General features: G+C 68.0%; 17 protein-coding genes. 13 read left to right on the forward strand and 4 right to left on the reverse strand.

Going from position 1 to position 14737, the window contains the following annotated elements; translation table 11 throughout:
* Positions 1–34: 34 nt before the first annotated feature.
* The 3 genes from phnD (at position 35) to DN412_RS29945 (ending at position 2437) form a co-directional block, all read left to right on the forward strand.
* Positions 35–1027 (forward strand): phosphonate ABC transporter substrate-binding protein, encoded by a 993-nt coding sequence (gene phnD, locus DN412_RS29935; RefSeq protein ID WP_115214879.1) that lies wholly within the window; start codon positions 35–37, stop codon positions 1025–1027.
* 83 nt (positions 1028–1110) lie between these two features.
* On the forward strand, positions 1111–1923 hold the full coding sequence (phnE, locus tag DN412_RS29940) for a phosphonate ABC transporter, permease protein PhnE (protein WP_078200097.1): 813 nt from the start codon (positions 1111–1113) through the stop codon (positions 1921–1923).
* A gap of 49 nt (positions 1924–1972) precedes the next feature.
* Positions 1973–2437 carry a GNAT family N-acetyltransferase gene (locus DN412_RS29945; protein WP_423748820.1) on the forward strand — a complete coding sequence of 155 codons (465 nt, stop codon included), beginning with the start codon at positions 1973–1975 and terminating at the stop codon, positions 2435–2437.
* 44 nt (positions 2438–2481) lie between these two features.
* On the opposite strand, the gene DN412_RS29950 is transcribed toward DN412_RS29945, so the two are convergent.
* From DN412_RS29950 to phnF, 4 genes are all read right to left on the reverse strand, one after another.
* Positions 2482–2949, reverse strand: a complete 468-nt coding sequence (locus tag DN412_RS29950; protein ID WP_244222831.1) for an Ohr family peroxiredoxin — start codon at positions 2947–2949, stop codon at positions 2482–2484.
* 204 nt (positions 2950–3153) lie between these two features.
* The gene (gene phnN, locus DN412_RS29955) at positions 3154–3744 is read right to left on the reverse strand and encodes a phosphonate metabolism protein/1,5-bisphosphokinase (PRPP-forming) PhnN (RefSeq protein ID WP_115214881.1); all 591 of its coding nucleotides are present in this window, start codon (positions 3742–3744) and stop codon (positions 3154–3156) included.
* Complete coding sequence (locus DN412_RS29960; RefSeq protein WP_115214882.1) at positions 3741–4466, reverse strand: DUF1045 domain-containing protein; 726 nt, start codon at positions 4464–4466, stop codon at positions 3741–3743. Before DN412_RS29960 ends, phnN begins: the two co-directional genes overlap by 4 nt.
* Before the next feature lie 131 nt (positions 4467–4597).
* Complete coding sequence (gene phnF / locus DN412_RS29965) at positions 4598–5332, reverse strand: phosphonate metabolism transcriptional regulator PhnF (protein WP_115214883.1); 735 nt, start codon at positions 5330–5332, stop codon at positions 4598–4600.
* Positions 5333–5510: 178 nt separating this feature from the next.
* Between phnF and phnG the strand changes: the two genes are divergently transcribed.
* The 10 genes from phnG (at position 5511) to DN412_RS30015 (ending at position 14729) form a co-directional block, all read left to right on the forward strand.
* Complete coding sequence (gene phnG, locus DN412_RS29970; protein ID WP_115214884.1) at positions 5511–5996, forward strand: phosphonate C-P lyase system protein PhnG; 486 nt, start codon at positions 5511–5513, stop codon at positions 5994–5996.
* A gap of 1 nt (position 5997) precedes the next feature.
* Positions 5998–6615: a phosphonate C-P lyase system protein PhnH gene (gene phnH / locus DN412_RS29975; protein ID WP_115214885.1), complete on the forward strand. Its 618-nt coding sequence runs from the start codon at positions 5998–6000 to the stop codon at positions 6613–6615.
* A 1-nt stretch (position 6616) separates the two neighbouring features.
* Positions 6617–7741 (forward strand): carbon-phosphorus lyase complex subunit, encoded by a 1125-nt coding sequence (locus DN412_RS29980; protein WP_115214886.1) that lies wholly within the window; start codon positions 6617–6619, stop codon positions 7739–7741.
* Positions 7738–8640 carry an alpha-D-ribose 1-methylphosphonate 5-phosphate C-P-lyase PhnJ gene (locus tag DN412_RS29985; RefSeq protein ID WP_115214887.1) on the forward strand — a complete coding sequence of 301 codons (903 nt, stop codon included), beginning with the start codon at positions 7738–7740 and terminating at the stop codon, positions 8638–8640. Before DN412_RS29980 ends, DN412_RS29985 begins: the two co-directional genes overlap by 4 nt.
* Positions 8637–9413: a phosphonate C-P lyase system protein PhnK gene (gene phnK, locus DN412_RS29990; RefSeq protein WP_115214888.1), complete on the forward strand. Its 777-nt coding sequence runs from the start codon at positions 8637–8639 to the stop codon at positions 9411–9413. The genes DN412_RS29985 and phnK overlap by 4 nt, the downstream gene beginning before the upstream one ends.
* A gap of 5 nt (positions 9414–9418) precedes the next feature.
* A complete protein-coding gene (gene phnL, locus DN412_RS29995) occupies positions 9419–10144 on the forward strand; it encodes a phosphonate C-P lyase system protein PhnL (protein WP_115214889.1) in 726 nt (241 codons plus the stop codon).
* 37 nt (positions 10145–10181) lie between these two features.
* Complete coding sequence (locus tag DN412_RS30000) at positions 10182–11399, forward strand: alpha-D-ribose 1-methylphosphonate 5-triphosphate diphosphatase (protein ID WP_115214890.1); 1218 nt, start codon at positions 10182–10184, stop codon at positions 11397–11399.
* A gap of 223 nt (positions 11400–11622) precedes the next feature.
* Positions 11623–12720 (forward strand): substrate-binding domain-containing protein, encoded by a 1098-nt coding sequence (locus DN412_RS30005; RefSeq protein ID WP_244222828.1) that lies wholly within the window; start codon positions 11623–11625, stop codon positions 12718–12720.
* Between the two features lie 60 nt (positions 12721–12780).
* Positions 12781–13803, forward strand: a complete 1023-nt coding sequence (locus DN412_RS30010; RefSeq protein WP_115214892.1) for an ABC transporter substrate-binding protein — start codon at positions 12781–12783, stop codon at positions 13801–13803.
* Between the two features lie 107 nt (positions 13804–13910).
* Positions 13911–14729 carry an ABC transporter permease gene (locus DN412_RS30015; RefSeq protein ID WP_115214893.1) on the forward strand — a complete coding sequence of 273 codons (819 nt, stop codon included), beginning with the start codon at positions 13911–13913 and terminating at the stop codon, positions 14727–14729.
* The last annotated feature ends 8 nt before the right edge of the window (positions 14730–14737 follow it).

Consider the following 14737-nt stretch of genomic DNA (forward strand, 5'->3'; position numbering starts at 1 on the left):
TTTACCCCATAACCGCTTCCCACCGGAGTTGTCCATGCTTCGCAGAACCTTTCTCGCCGTCGTGGCCTCGGGCGTGGTCGCCCTGCCCGCTTTCGCGCAGGATGCCAAGAGCCTGAGCATCGGCTTTATCTCGACCGAATCGTCGTCGAACCTGAAGTCCGCCTGGCAGCCGCTGATCGACGATCTCAGCAAGACGCTGGGCGTTCAGGTCAAGCCGTTCTTTGCGTCCGACTATGCCGGCATCATCGAAGGCATGCGCTTCAACAAGGTGCAGATCGCCTGGTTCGGCAACAAGTCGGCCATGGAGGCCGTGGACCGCGCCAGCGGCGAGGTCTTTGCCTCGGTGATCGACAAGGACGGCAACCCGGGCTACTGGTCGCTGCTGATCGTCAACAAGGACAGCGACCTGAAGAGCGTCGAGGACGTCATCAAGCGCGGCAAGGATCTCAGCTACGGCGCCGGCGACCCCAACTCCACCTCGGGCTCGGCGGTGCCGGGCTTCTACCTGTGGACCGCCAACAAGGTCGAGCCGAAGACGCTGTTCAAGGCCGTGCGCATCGGCAACCACGAGACCAACCTGCTGTCGGTGCTGAACAAGCAGGTCGACGTGGCGGTGAACAACACCGAGAACATGGAGCGCTATCGCATCAACACGGGCAAGAACGCCTATGACCAGGTGCGCGTGCTGTGGAAGTCGCCGCTGATCCCGGCCGACCCGATGGTCTACCGCAGGGACCTGCCGCCGGAAACGAAGAAGAAGATCCAGGCCTTCTTCGTCAACTACGGCAAGGGTGCCGACGCGGCGCGTGAAAAGCAGGTGCTGGCCACGCTGACCTACCAGGGCTTCCGCACCGCCAGCGATGCGCAGCTGGTGCCGATCCGCCAGATCGAGCTGGCCCGCGAGAAGGCCAAGATCGAATCGGACACCACCCTGGCCGCCGCCGACAAGGAAAAGCGCCTGGCCGAGGTGAGCCGCCGCCTGGCTGAGCTGGACAAGGCCGCCGGCCACGCCACCAGCACGCAATAAGCACGCACCGCCGGGGCCGATGGCGCACGCCGCCGCCGGCCCCGCATCGATTTTTTTTCCCCCGCTTGATTCCGGATCGCCCCATGACTGTCACCGCCAGGCCCGGCCTGCCTCCCACGCCCCAAAGCAACGTGCGCCCGCCGCGCACCTCTCTTGCCGTGATGCTGACCTGGGCGGTCCTGCTGGCCATGCTTGCCCTGTCCTGGCAAGGCGCCGACATGCGCCCGCTGGACCTGCTGCGCGACTCGGACAATATGGCAAAGTTTGCCGCCGACTTCTTCCCGCCCGACTTCCGCGACTGGCAGCACTACCTGGACGAGATGCTAGTCACCGTGCAGATCGCGCTGTGGGGCACTGCCCTGGCCGTGGTGATGGCGGTGCCGCTGGGGCTGCTGTGCTCGGCTAACATCGTGCCCGCGTGGGCCTACCAGCCCGCGCGCCGCATCATGGACGCGTGCCGCGCCATCAATGAGATGGTGTTTGCCATGCTGTTTATCGTGGCCGTCGGCCTGGGCCCGTTTGCGGGCGTGCTGGCGATCTGGATCCACACCACCGGCGTGCTGGCCAAGCTGTTCGCCGAAGCCGTTGAGGCCATCGACCCGCGCCCGGTTGAAGGCGTGCGCGCCACCGGCGCCGGCCCGATCGAGGAGATCGTCTATGGCGTGATTCCGCAGGTGCTGCCGCTGTGGCTGTCGTTCGCGCTGTACCGCTTCGAGTCCAACGTTCGCTCGGCCTCGGTGGTCGGCATCGTCGGCGCCGGCGGCATCGGCACCGTGCTGTGGGAGATCATCCGCAGCTTCCAGTATGGGGAGACCTGTGCGGTGATGATCATCATCATCCTGTTCGTCTCTGCCATCGACATCCTCTCTGCCCAGATCCGTAAGGTACTGGTCTGACACCATGCTGACCCTTTCCCGCATCGAAACGCTGTTTGCCGACCATGGCATGAACGCCATGACCGAAGCCGTCCTGGCGCTGCGCGAAGTGCGTGGTTCCGACGCGGAACTACGGCACCTGTCCGCGCTGCTGGCCGCGATGGACGACGAACCGCCGCTGCCGCTGGCCACCATGCGCGAGCGCTACGCCACCATGCGCCGCTATCCGGACTACCGCTGCTACATGATGGTAGACGAGGACGAGGTGCCTGTCGGCACCTTCAGCCTGCTGGTATTTCCCGTGATGGTCCACGACGGGCGGCCCGAGGCGATTGTCGAAGCCGTGGTGGTGGCGCCGTCCGCGCGCGGCATGGGCATCGGCAAGGCAATGATGCGCGAAGCGATGCGCCTGGCACGCGAGGCCGGTGCGGCCAAGCTGGCGCTGTCGTCCAACGCAAGGCGCCTGCAGGCCCACCAGTTCTATCGCCAGCTGGGCTTCACCGAGCACGGCATCAGCTTCAGCATCGAACTGTGATGCCAAGGCCGTGCCGAAGGCTCAGCTTCGGCACGGGACCAGGCTTAGCCGGCCACCAGGCGGATGCTCTGCTCCACGCCCTTGCGCGCCATCTTTGCATACGGGCAGATGATCTCGGCCTCGGCGATCAGGGTCTCGGCCTCGGCCCGGGCCATGCCCGGCAGCGAGACGTCGACACTCAGCTTCAGCGCGAACAGCCCATCCTCAGGGTCGCGCCCGATCGTCGCCGTGGCAACCAGCCCGAGGTCCGCAGGCAGGCGCAGGCGCTGCCTGGTGGCGGCCAGCACCAGCGAACCATGGAAGCAGGCCGCAAAGCCTGCGGCAAACAGCTGTTCAGGGTTGGTGCCACCACCCTTGCCCCCCATTTCCACCGGCATGCGAAGCTGCACGTCCAACGCGCCGTCGGGCGAATAAGCGTGCCCCGACGAGCGCCCACGTCCCGTCTCGCCCCCATCCACGGTGACTGAGGCCGAATAGAGTGGCAGAAAGACAGCGCCTTCGTATTTCTCCAGGAGCGAAGCTGGAGCGAGTAGCTTGTTGCATTGAGTCTCCTTCGTGAACCAGGTTGTTTTTGGTAGCCCCGGCAGACCCCGGGGCGGTTCATTGTTGGTTCACGCGACAACAGGAGGCAAGGTTATTGTTCTTCTCGGAACAATAGCTTTGTTAGCCTAATTTATTTTATTTTTTGGAATAATATATCAACTACATCAGCTATGCTAGCCATATATTGCGCTGTCGCGGGTCGCGCCGACCAGCCGCGCGAACGACTCCGCAGCAGTTTCCAGCGCCCCGCTATTGTCGAATTCGACCAGCCGGCACCCTGCCGGCACGGGGAACGCCTGCGCCGCGCGCGCCAGGCGTCCGGCAATCGCTTCTTCCGACTCGCGGCCACGCTGGCGCAGCCGCGTGGCCAGCACCTCCGGCCGCACGCGCACATGCACGGCGCACAGCTTCGGGTAGCGCGCCACGGCCTGCGGCAGGTACTCGCGCGAGCCATTGACGATCACGGTCAGGCCCCTGGCCAGCCACTGCTCGATCTCGATGCCGATGCCGTAGTGCAACCCGTGGCTGTGCCAGTCCAGCGCCAGGCAGCCGAGCGCCTGGCGGCGCCGGAATTCATCGCGGGTCAGCGCAACCGAAGCCTCGTTGGCATCGGCCTCACGGGTAATGTAGCGATGCGCGATGACAATGCGGTCCTCCGCCCGGAGACGCTCGCGCAGCGCGCGCAGCAGCGAGTCCTTGCCGCTGCCGGACGGCCCCATCAGGTAGAACAGGCCGTGTCCGTCGGCCGCGGTGGGTGCGTTCATGCGTCCAGGTACGCCGCGCCGGCGCCGTCGGTGGTGCTGCCGTTGAAGCCGTAGTGGCGCGCAACGATAAAGTCTTGGCCTGGTGCCGGCTGCACGAACACGCTGATGCCGCCCACATGAAGGGGCGTCTGCGGCAGCTTGCCGCTCGCGGCCGCCAGGCGCTCGATCGCGGCGCGCTGGCCGGCGGCGTCGAGCATGCCGGTCAGCGTGATATGGAAAACGAACGTCCCGAACACATAGGGGTAGCCCCAGGCATCGAGCATGCGGCGCTCTTCGTCGGTCAACTGGTCCGGCTTGCGCCTGGCGACCTCGTCCGCGGAGGGCGGTGCGCGAAAGCGCTCAAATGCCAGCACGCAGGCATCGGCCAGCGCGTGCATCGGCGGCGAACAGCCATCGGCCAGGACCCAGGCGACAAAGCCGCGCAGCGCGCGCAGCGCCAGCGGCGCGCTGAACGGCGCCAGGCCACGCACGAAGTCACGGGCGGTGGCATCGAGCATTGGCCCGTCGGTGCCCTGCGCAAGCTGGAATGGCGGCTTCAGCGTGGCGTGCAGGCCGTAGAGGGCCGGGGCCCTGACCCAGTCTGAAGGCGGTGGCGCCACGCCTTCAGGGGCGGGCAGCCTGGCGCCGGTATCGGCGTCGCGGCCCAGCCACTGGCTGCCGAAGGTACGGAAGGGCTCGGATGGTGCCAGATAGATGGCGTAACGGTGGGCTGGCAAGGTCATACGACAAGGTTACCAGTGGCGTCCAACGCCCGGCGGCGGCGACTGTGCTGGTTTTGTGGTGTTGACCGCAGACACGTTAGCGCAGGCAGATGACAGCCGGATGTCTAGACCAATGCCGCGGCACCCCCGCCTCAGTCATTGTCGGACACCGTCAGTTGCACCCAGTCGCCCGCAAACCGCACCACGCTGTACTGCACCGGCGCCCCGTCGATATCGACATTCAGCGCCTCCACCTGCAGCACCGGGCGTGTTTTCGGCTGGTTCAGCAGCCGCGCCACCGGCGCGCTGGGCATGGCCGCCGTGATGCGCGACCACTTGCGCGTGTAGTCCCCAATGCCGAAATGCGCCAGCGCGCGCGACACGGATTGTTTGGCGCGCAGCACCTCGTCAATCCCCGGGAAACGCTTGAGATCGAAATAATGCTCGGCGACGTCGATGGTGCGGTCCTCAGCCTTGCCGATCATCTTCACATGCAGGATCTCGGCCGTGCGCGTCAGCCCAAGCTGCCTGGCCACCTCCGGTGCGCGCACCACCTGGCTGTCGATGATCTCGGTGTGCCCGCGCATGCCCTGCGCGGCCAGGTTCTGCGAGAACCGCGTGCGGCGTCCGATCGCATAGTCGATCGCATGCTCCTGCACGAAGGTGCCGCGGCCCTGCTCGATCCGCACCAGCCCGCTCAGCTCCAGCTCGCCCATGGCGCGGCGGATGGTGTGGCGGTTCACGGCAAAGCGCGTGGCCAGCTCCGGCTCCGGGGGCAGCTGTTCGCCGGGCAGGTACAGCTTCTTGCGGATATCGTCCGCCAGCGCCTCGCCAATCTGGCGCCAGACGGCCACGCCCGAACCCCGTTCCACTTCTCGATCAGACATCTTGCGCTGCCTCTTGTCATCAAGCGTTCACCAATGGCATGCGATTGTGCCTCAGTTGGCGCCCCGAGGCGCCGGTGCCCGAGCGATGCCCTGCCCCGTCATGAAACGTTCATCTGCATGTGGTCTAGTAGCTGCCTGTTCCAGCAGTGACATCTAAACGTATAGACGTATAGGGGTGATGATGCAAAGCGAAACTGCGCAGGGCCATGCTGCCCGCGCCGCCTGGCTCCGGATCCTGGCGACAGCGCCCACCGACGCGCTCGACGGCGCCTACCAACGGCTCGGCCAGGCGCAGGGCCTGCCGGCCTACCGGCTGCTGCGCAAGCCGGAGTCCGGCATGGCCATGGTGCGGGCCCGCGCGGGCGGCACCGGCGCCCAGTTCAACCTCGGGGAAATCACGGTCACGCGCTGCGCGGTCGTGCTGGATGACGGCGCTGCCGGCGCCACCGCGGGCGTGGCCTATATCCAGGGCCGCAACGCCAGCCATGCCGAACAGGCAGCGGTGCTGGACGCGCTGCTGCAGCGCCCGGCCTGGCACCAGCGTGTGCAGGACCTCGTGCTCGCGCCGCTGGCCAGCGCACAGGCCGAGCGCGCCGCGCGCGCAGCGGCCACCGCCGCCCAGACCCGCGTCGAGTTCTTCACCATGGTCCGGGGAGAGGACTGAAATGACTGCCACCCAACCGATCCTGTCCGCGCCTGCCGCCTCGCTGCTGCCGGGTTTCAACAACCCGGTCGACGACGCCCAGCAGGCGTTCCGCGCCGCGCTGCAGGCGTTTGCCCATCCGGGCCGGCTGCACATGCTGCCCGTGACCAGCGGCCTGCCCGACGGCTTGTCGCCCGCGCTGGCCGCGCTGCTGCTGACGCTGGCCGATCCCGATACCCCGGTCTGGCTGCCCGCCGGCGTGCCGGCGGCGGCGCGCGCTTTCCTGCGCTTTCACTGCGGTTGCCCGCTGACCGACGATGTTCGCGCCGCGGCCTTCGTATGCGTGCCCGCCGGACATGCCATGCCGGCACTGGCGGACTGCGCGCAAGGCGACCCGGCTTTCCCGGACCGCTCGGCCACGCTGCTGGTGGAAGTCGCCTCGCTCACCGACGGCGACACCCTCACGCTGCGCGGGCCCGGCATCGAGACCACGCAGGCGCTGCGCGTGGCTGGCCTGCCCGCGGACTTCCGCGCCAGCTGGCGTGCCAACAACGCCGGCTTCCCGCTCGGCGTGGACCTGCTGCTGGCCAGCGGCAACCGCTTCTGCGCGCTGACGCGCACCACGCTGGTGGAGGACTGACATGTACGTAGCCGTCAAAGGGGGCGAACGCGCCATCCTCAACTCATACCAGATGCTCGATGCCTACCGCCGCGGCGATACCGCGGTGCCGGAACTCACGCTGGCGCAGATCCGCGAACAGATGCCACTGGCGGTGTCGCGCGTGATGGCCGAGGGCTCGCTGTACGACCCGCACCTGGCCGCGCTGGCGCTCAAGCAGGCCGCCGGCGACCAGATCGAGGCGATCTTCCTGCTGCGCGCCTATCGCACCACGCTGGCGCGCTTCGGCTATACCCAGCCAGTCGATACTGGCGCGATGCGCCTGCAGCGCCGGATCTCGTCCACCTTCAAGGACGTGCCGGGCGGCCAGGTGCTGGGGCCGACCTACGACTACACGCAGCGCCTGCTGGATTTCTCGCTCGAAGCCGGCCGCGATCCCGAGCCGCTGCCGCCCTCGCCCGCGCCGCTCGCCGCCAGCATGCCGCGCGTGACCGGCCTGCTGGAAGCGGATGAACTGGTCGAGGCCGACGAGATCCCCATCGGCGACCCCGCGCCGCCCGACCTGACGCGCGAGCCGCTGGCCTTTCCCGCCAGCCGCGCCGCACGGTTGCAGAACCTGGCACGCGCCGATGAAGGTTTCCTGCTGTCGATGGGCTATTCCACCCAGCGCGGCTACGGCAACTCGCACCCGTTCGCGGCTGAGATCCGCTATGGCGCGGCCGAGGTCGAACTGTTCGTGGAAGAGCTTGGCTTTGCCGTCACCATCGGCGAGGTCGAGCTGACCGAATGCCAGATGGTGAGCCAGTTTGCCGGCAATGCCGACGAGGCCCCGCGCTTCACGCGCGGCTACGGGCTGGTGTTCGGCTACAACGAGCGCAAGGCCATGTCGATGGCGCTGGCCGACCGCGCCATGCGCGCCGAAGAGCTGGGCGAGGCCGGCGACGCCCCCGCCAATGACATTGAATTCATGCTGTACCACAGCGACAACGTCGAGGCCTCCGGCTTCGTGCAGCACCTGAAGCTGCCTCACTACGTGGACTTCCAGGCCAACCTGGAACTGCTGCGCCGGTTGCGCGCGGAACAGGATGGTGCCGTGCCCGCTACCGTCCAGAAGCAACCGCAGCCGCAAGAGGAGACGCTTGCATGACCGCCGCCGACACCAGCATGACCACGGGCATGGCCCGCGACGACCACTACAACTTCGGCTACCTCGACGAATCGACCAAGCGCATGCTGCGCCGCGCGCTGCTCAAGGCCGTGGCGATTCCCGGCTACCAGGTCCCCTTCGGCAGCCGCGAGATGCCCCTGCCCTACGGCTGGGGCACCGGCGGCATCCAGGTGACGGCGGCCATCATCGGCAAGGACGACGTGCTCAAGGTGATCGACCAGGGCTCGGACGACACCACCAACGCCATCAATATCCGCCGCTTCTTCGGCCGCGTCACCGGCGTGCAGACCACCGAGCGCACCGCCGAGGCCACCATCATCCAGACCCGTCACAGGATTCCGGAAACGCCGCTGCGCGCGGGCCAGACCATGGTGTTCCAGGTGCCCATCCCCGAGCCGCTGCGCTGGCTGGAGCCGAGCGAGGGCGAGACCCGCACCATGCACGCGCTGGCCGAGTACGGCGCGATGCACGTCAAGCTGTACGAGGACATCGCCCATCACGGCCATATCGCCACCACCTACGACTATCCCGTGATCGTCAACCAGCGCTACATGATGCGGCCGTCGCCGATCCCCAAGTTCGACAACCCCAAGCTCGACCGCAGCCCCGCGCTGATGCTGTTCGGCGCCGGGCGCGAGAAGCGCGTCTATGCGGTGCCGCCCTACACCGCGGTCAAGAGCCTGGACTTTGCCGACCACCCCTTCACCGTGGAAAAGTGGTCCAGCTGCTGCGCCCAGTGCGGCGCCACCGACAGCTACCTGGACGAGATCATCACTGACGACGCCGGCACGCGCCTGTTCGTGTGCTCGGACACCGAATACTGCGCCGACCGCCAGGCGGACCAGGCCGTCAAGACCGCTGCCGGAGGTGCCCGATGAGCGCCACTCCGCTGCTGTCGGTGCGCAACCTGACGCGCACCTGGGACGGCCTGCACGGCTGCCACGACGTCAGCTTCGACCTGTACCCGGGCGAGGTCCTGTGCGTGGTGGGCGAATCGGGCTCCGGCAAGAGCACGCTGCTGCAGGCCTTGTCGATGCAGGCGCCGGCACAGCACGGCAGCGTCAGCTACGACATGCGCGAGTCCGGCCTGACCGACCTGGCCACCCTGTCCAGCGCGCGCCTGCGGCTGCTGGCCCGCACCGACTGGGGCTTCGTGCGCCAGCATGCGCGCGACGGCCTGCGCATGCAGGTCAGCGCCGGCGCCAATATCGCCGAGCGCCTGATGGCCGTGGGCGAGCGCCACTACGGCAACCTGCGCGAAGTCGCCGGCAACTGGCTGGAGAAGATGGAGATCGACCTGGCGCGCCTGGACGACGTGCCCGGCACCTTCTCGGGCGGCATGCAACAGCGCCTGCAGATCGCGCGCAACCTGGTCACACATCCGCGCCTGGTGTTCATGGACGAGCCCACGGCGTCGCTGGACGTGTCGGTGCAGGCCCGCCTGCTCGACCTGCTGCGCCGCCTGGTGGCGGACCTTGGCCTGGCCGCCGTGCTGGTCACGCACGACCTGGCCGTGGCGCGCCTGCTCGCGCACCGCACGCTGGTCATGCAAGGCGGCCGCGTGGTGGAGCAAGGCCTGACCGACCAGATCCTCGACGATCCCCAGCATCCGTACACGCAGTTGCTGGTCTCTTCCATCCTGCAGGGCTGACGACGATGCAAGCAGAACACTCACAGAAGCTGGTCGAGGTTCGCGGCCTCGGCAAGATGTTTACGCTGCACAACCAGGGCGGCATCCGCCTGCCGGTGCTGCGCGCGATGGACTTCGATGCCGCCCGCGGCGAATGCCTGGTGCTGTCCGGGCCGTCCGGCACCGGCAAGAGCACCCTGCTGCGCTGCCTGTACGGCAACTACCTGGCCACCGAAGGCAGCATCCGCCTGCGCGATACCAGCACCGAGGGCGAGCCGTGGGTCGAGCTGACCCAAGCCCCCGAACAACGCGTGCTGAAGCTGCGCCGCGACGTGATCGGCTATGTCAGCCAGTTCCTGCGGGCGATTCCCCGCGTCGGCGCGCTCGACGTCGTGGCCGATCCGCTGCGGCAGCGCGGCGCCAGCCATGAGGAAGCCCGTGCCCGCGCGGCAGACCTGCTGGCCCGGCTGAACCTGCCGCGACGCCTGTGGGACCTGCCGCCGGCCACCTTCTCCGGCGGCGAGCAGCAGCGCGTGAACATCGCGCGCGGGCTGATCGGCGGCCACCCGATCCTGCTGCTGGACGAGCCCACCGCCTCGCTGGACGCCGACAACCGCGCCGTGGTGGTCGGGCTGATCCGCGAAGCCCTGGCCGAAGGCCGCGCGCTGATCGGCATCTTCCACGACGAAGCCGTGCGCGACGCCGTCGCCACGCGCCTGCTGCCGTTGCAACCCGCTACTGCACTTGCCTGATTTGAATTCAGAACGGAATCCCAGAACGGAGCCGGACATGTCTGCTACCTACCTGACCCACGCCACCCTGGTGCTGCCCGACCGCGTGCTGCACGACAGCACGCTGCTGATCGAGGACGGCCGCATCGCCGCCATCGAACCGGCACCCGCCGCCGTGCCCGCCCACGCCACCGTGATCGACCTGCATGGCCACACCGTGATGCCGGGCCTGGTCGACGTGCATTGCGACGCCATCGAAAAGGAAGTCGAGCCCCGCGCCAGCGTGCTCTTCCCACTGGATTTTGCCGTGGCGCAGGTGGACCGCCGCAACGCCGCGGCCGGCATCACCACGCCGTATCACGCGCTGTCCTTTGCCGGCAACCAGTTCGGCGTGCGCAATGTCGAGACCGCGGCCACGGTGGTGCGCACGGTAGCCGCCTATCGTAGCCACAGCCTGGTAGACAACCGCATCCACTGCCGCTACGAGGTCACCGATACCGGCGCGGTGCCGGTGCTGGAAGCGTTGATGGCCGAAGGCGTGGTCGACCTGCTGTCGGTGATGGACCATTCGCCGGGCCAGGGCCAGTTCAAGACCATGGACGCCTATCTGGCCTACATGATGGGCAACCACGGCATGAGCCGCGAGCAAGCCGCCGACGCCGCCCACAAGAAGGCCGCTGCGCTGGAAGGCGCGCATGAGCGCGTCAACCGGCTGGTGGCCAGCGCGCATGCGCTGGGCATTCCTACCGCCAGCCATGACGACGATTCGCCGCAGCGCATCGCCGCCATGCAGGCCCTGGGCGTGCGCATGAGCGAGTTCCCGATCAACCTGGAAACCGCGCAAGCCGCCTGCGCCCACGCGCTGCCGACCATCCTGGGCGCGCCCAACGTGCTGCGCGGCAAGAGCCAGAGCGGGTCGATGCGCGCCATCGACGCGATCCAGGCCAGCGTGGGCACCATCCTGTGCTCGGACTACCAGCCGTCCACGCTGATCGCCGCCGCGTATGCCGCCGCGCGCCTGGCCGACCTGCCGCTCAACGAGGCGCTGGCGCTGGTCACCGCCAATCCGGCCGATGCCTGCCTGCTGGACGACCGCGGCCGCCTGGCGCCGGGGTTGCGCGCGGACGTGATCGCCGTGTCCGGCGTGGCTGGGCAGCCGATGGTCACGCATACCTGGTCCGGCGGGCGGCTGGTGTTTGCGGCGGGGTATCCGTCAGTGCGGCACGTGGGGGATACCCCCATGCCGCGCGAGACCGCGCTGCGCGAGGTGGCCTAGGCAGCCGGGCCCACGCTTGATCCCCGGGCACGCCAGGCCGGCGCACCTTGACGCAGAAAGTCGAGACGCAGGCCCGGCGCCCCCCTTCCGCCCGGATGTCATCCCCCTGTCATCCACCCCACTCAGAATGCCGTCCAGACAGGGTGCAGGCACCCGTGCGCCAGCCGGCTTCTGCGGCGGTGCAGCGACGGAATGCCTTGACGCCCGCTTTTTTCCGCCTTCAATGAAAACGTTTTCATCCGGAGCCGCAAGCGTGAATCGCAAAGAGCCAGCCAGGGGCAGGCCCGACACGACGGGTGGCGCCACCCTGATCGACGTGGCGCAAGCCGCGCACGTGTCGCTCGCCACCGCATCGCGCGTGTTCAGCAGCCCGCACCTGGTGCGCGACAGCACGGCGCAGCGTGTGCGCGAGGCGGCGCGCCGGCTGAGCTTTCGCCCCAACCTGCTGGGCAGCAAGCTGCGCGCCCAGCAGACCCGCATGATCGGCGTGATGCTGCCGACGCTGGAAAACGCGGTGTTCGCCGAGTGCTGGCACGGCATCGAGGAAGCCGCGCTGGCCGGCGGCTATTCGCTGATGCTGGTCACCAGCGGTTACGAGCCGGCGCGCGAACGCGAGCGTGTGGAATACCTGCTGCGCCATCGCGTGGACGGCATGGTGCTGACCGTGGCCGACGCGGCGCGCAGCACGGTGCTGGATCAACTCGACAGCGAGGGGGTGCCCTACGTGCTGGCGTACAACCAGGCCGGACCGCGCAGCCGGCGGCATTCGGTATCGGTGGACAACCGGCGCAGCGCCTGCGCCGGCGTGGAGGCCCTGATCGCCGCCGGGCATCGCCGCATCGCCGTGGTGTCGGGCGCCTTCGTCGCCTCGGACCGCGCGCGCCAGCGCTTTGCCGGCTATCAGGATGCCATGCGCGCGCACGGGCTAAGGCCCGCCGCGCCAGTCTGCCTGCCATCGCACACCGCCAGCAATGCCGGACAGATCCGCGCGCTGGTTCGTGCAAACGATGCGCCCACCGCCTTTTTCTGCACCAATGACCTGCTGGCCATCGGCGTGATCTCCGACCTCAGGCGCCTCGGCCTGAGCGTGCCGCGCGACATCTCCGTACTGGGCTATGACGGTATCGCGCTGGGCAACGTGGTCGAACCGCCGCTGGCCACCGTCGTGCAACCCAATTCGGAGATCGGCGCCGGCGCCGTCGGCCGGCTGCTTGCCCGGCTGCACGATGGCGGACGAGCCTCGGCGGCGCTGCCGCGCGTCACGCTGCTGCCGCACGCACTGCGCGTCAACGGCACCGTGGCCGCCCCGCCGTCAACGTAACCGCGTAATCGCGTGCGCATGCTGCATTCCCCACACCTGTCCCCAACCAAGGAGCCTCTCATGCAACCTATTCCTTCCTGGCGCCGCCCGCTGCGCTGGATTGCCCTGGCGCTTGGCGCCGCCGCGTTCAGCCAGGGCGTGGCCGCCCAGACCGCGATCTGCTACAACTGCCCGCCCGAATGGGCCGACTGGGCGGCACAGATCCGCGCCATCAAGGAAAAGACCGGTGTTACCGTGCCGCTGGACAACAAGAACTCCGGCCAGTCGCTGGCACAGCTGGTCGCCGAGAAGGCCAGCCCGGTGGCCGACGTGGTGTACTACGGCGTGACCTTCGGCATCCAGGCCAAGAAGGACGGCGTGACCGCCGCCTACAAGCCCGCCCACTGGAACGACATTCCCGACGGCCTGAAAGACCCGCAGGGCAACTGGTTCGCCATCCATTCCGGCACGCTGGGCTTCATGGTCAATGTCGACGCGCTGCGCGGCAAGCCGGTGCCGCAGTCATGGGCCGACCTGCTCAAGCCCGAGTACAAGGGCCTGGTCGGCTATCTCGACCCCGCCAGCGCCTTCGTCGGCTACGTGGGCGCCGTAGCAGTCAACCAGGCCATGGGCGGCACGCTGGACAACTTCGGCCCGGCCTTCAGGTATTTCAAGGATCTGCAGAAGAACCAGCCGATCGTGCCCAAGCAGACCGCTTATGCGCGCGTGCTGTCCGGTGAAATCCCTATCCTGCTCGACTACGACTTCAACGCCTATCGTGCCCGCTACAAGGACCACGCCAACGTTGCCTTCGTGATCCCCAAGGAGGGCTCGGTGGTGGTTCCCTACGTGATGAGCCTGGTCAACAAGGCGCCGCATGACGCCGAAGGCCGCAAGGTGCTCGACTTCGTGCTGTCCGACGCCGGCCAGGCGCTGTGGGCCAACGCCTACCTGCGCCCGGTGCGCGCCGGCGTGGTGCCCAAGGAAGTCCAGGCGCGTTTCCTGCCGGCCACCGAATACGCACGGGCCAAGGCGGTGGACTTCGGCAAGATGGCCGACGTGCAGAAGGCATTCAGCGAGCAGTATCTGAAGGAGGTGCGCTGACGACTGGCGATGGCGTTTCCCGCCTGATGGTTGTCTCCCCGCAAGCCGGGAGACAACCGGGCGGCTCACCCAAGCCGTTGCCCACCGCCCATCACCCCGTCACTGCCATGACAAACCGATCCCCCTCCCTCTTCCTGTTCGCCTTGCCGGCACTGGTGGTCTTCCTGGCCTTCTTCTGCCTGCCGATGGCGCGGCTCCTGGCGGTCAGCATCAACGGCGAGCAAGGCGCGGGCGTGTACTGGACCGTGGTCTCCAGTCCGCGCTACCTGCACAGCCTGGTGGTCACCGTGCTGCTGTCGGCCGCCGTGACACTGGTCACGCTCGTGATTGCCGGCATTGCGGGCACCTTCCTGCAGCGCAACGCGGTGCCTGGCAAGTCCGTGCTGGTGGCCATGCTGACCTTTCCGCTGGCGTTTCCCGGCGTGGTGATCGGCTTCATGGTCATCATGCTCGGCGGCCGCAACGGCCTGCTGGCCATGGTCGGCGACAAGGTCGCCGGCGAGCGCTGGACCTTTGCCTACGGCCTGGCCGGGCTGTTCGTCGGCTACCTGTACTTCTCGATCCCGCGCGTGATCCTGACCGTGATGGCGGCCGTGGAGAAGCTCGACGCCTCGCTGGAAGAAGCTGCCCGCTCGCTGGGCGCCAGTCCCTGGCGCGTGGTGCGCGACGTGATGCTGCCCGCGCTGATGCCGGCCATGATCTCCAGTGGCGCGATCTGCTTTGCCACCAGCATGGGCGCGTTCGGTACCGCCTTCACGCTGGCCACGCAGCTCGACGTGTTGCCGCTCACCATCTACAACGAGTTCACCAACTACGCCAACTTCGGCATGGCCGCCGCGCTGTCCATCCTGCTGGGCACCGTCACCTGGGCCTTGCTGGCGGTCGCGCGCTGGTTCTCCGGCGACGCCGTGGCCGCGACCGCCTAGGAGCAACC

The sequence above is a fragment of the Cupriavidus lacunae genome (genome assembly GCF_003353055.1).
Taxonomy (GTDB): Bacteria; Pseudomonadota; Gammaproteobacteria; order Burkholderiales; family Burkholderiaceae; genus Cupriavidus; species Cupriavidus lacunae.

Bases quoted from the DNA above. Each gene is read 5' to 3' on its own strand.
- phnG (WP_115214884.1), top strand. From the start codon at position 5,511: ATGATGCAAAGCGAAACTGCGCAGGGCCATGCTGCCCGCGCCGCCTGG.
- phnL (WP_115214889.1), top strand. From the start codon at position 9,419: ATGCAAGCAGAACACTCACAGAAGCTGGTCGAGGTTCGCGGCCTCGGC.
- DN412_RS29945 (WP_423748820.1), top strand. From the start codon at position 1,973: ATGAACGCCATGACCGAAGCCGTCCTGGCGCTGCGCGAAGTGCGTGGT.
- DN412_RS30000 (WP_115214890.1), top strand. From the start codon at position 10,182: ATGTCTGCTACCTACCTGACCCACGCCACCCTGGTGCTGCCCGACCGC.
- DN412_RS29985 (WP_115214887.1), top strand. From the start codon at position 7,738: ATGACCGCCGCCGACACCAGCATGACCACGGGCATGGCCCGCGACGAC.
- DN412_RS30005 (WP_244222828.1), top strand. From the start codon at position 11,623: ATGAAAACGTTTTCATCCGGAGCCGCAAGCGTGAATCGCAAAGAGCCA.
- DN412_RS29960 (WP_115214882.1), bottom strand. From the start codon at position 4,466: ATGACCTTGCCAGCCCACCGTTACGCCATCTATCTGGCACCATCCGAG.
- phnH (WP_115214885.1), top strand. From the start codon at position 5,998: ATGACTGCCACCCAACCGATCCTGTCCGCGCCTGCCGCCTCGCTGCTG.
- phnD (WP_115214879.1), top strand. From the start codon at position 35: ATGCTTCGCAGAACCTTTCTCGCCGTCGTGGCCTCGGGCGTGGTCGCC.
- DN412_RS29980 (WP_115214886.1), top strand. From the start codon at position 6,617: ATGTACGTAGCCGTCAAAGGGGGCGAACGCGCCATCCTCAACTCATAC.
- phnE (WP_078200097.1), top strand. From the start codon at position 1,111: ATGACTGTCACCGCCAGGCCCGGCCTGCCTCCCACGCCCCAAAGCAAC.
- phnK (WP_115214888.1), top strand. From the start codon at position 8,637: ATGAGCGCCACTCCGCTGCTGTCGGTGCGCAACCTGACGCGCACCTGG.
- DN412_RS30015 (WP_115214893.1), top strand. From the start codon at position 13,911: ATGACAAACCGATCCCCCTCCCTCTTCCTGTTCGCCTTGCCGGCACTG.
- phnN (WP_115214881.1), bottom strand. From the start codon at position 3,744: ATGAACGCACCCACCGCGGCCGACGGACACGGCCTGTTCTACCTGATG.
- DN412_RS30010 (WP_115214892.1), top strand. From the start codon at position 12,781: ATGCAACCTATTCCTTCCTGGCGCCGCCCGCTGCGCTGGATTGCCCTG.
- phnF (WP_115214883.1), bottom strand. From the start codon at position 5,332: ATGTCTGATCGAGAAGTGGAACGGGGTTCGGGCGTGGCCGTCTGGCGC.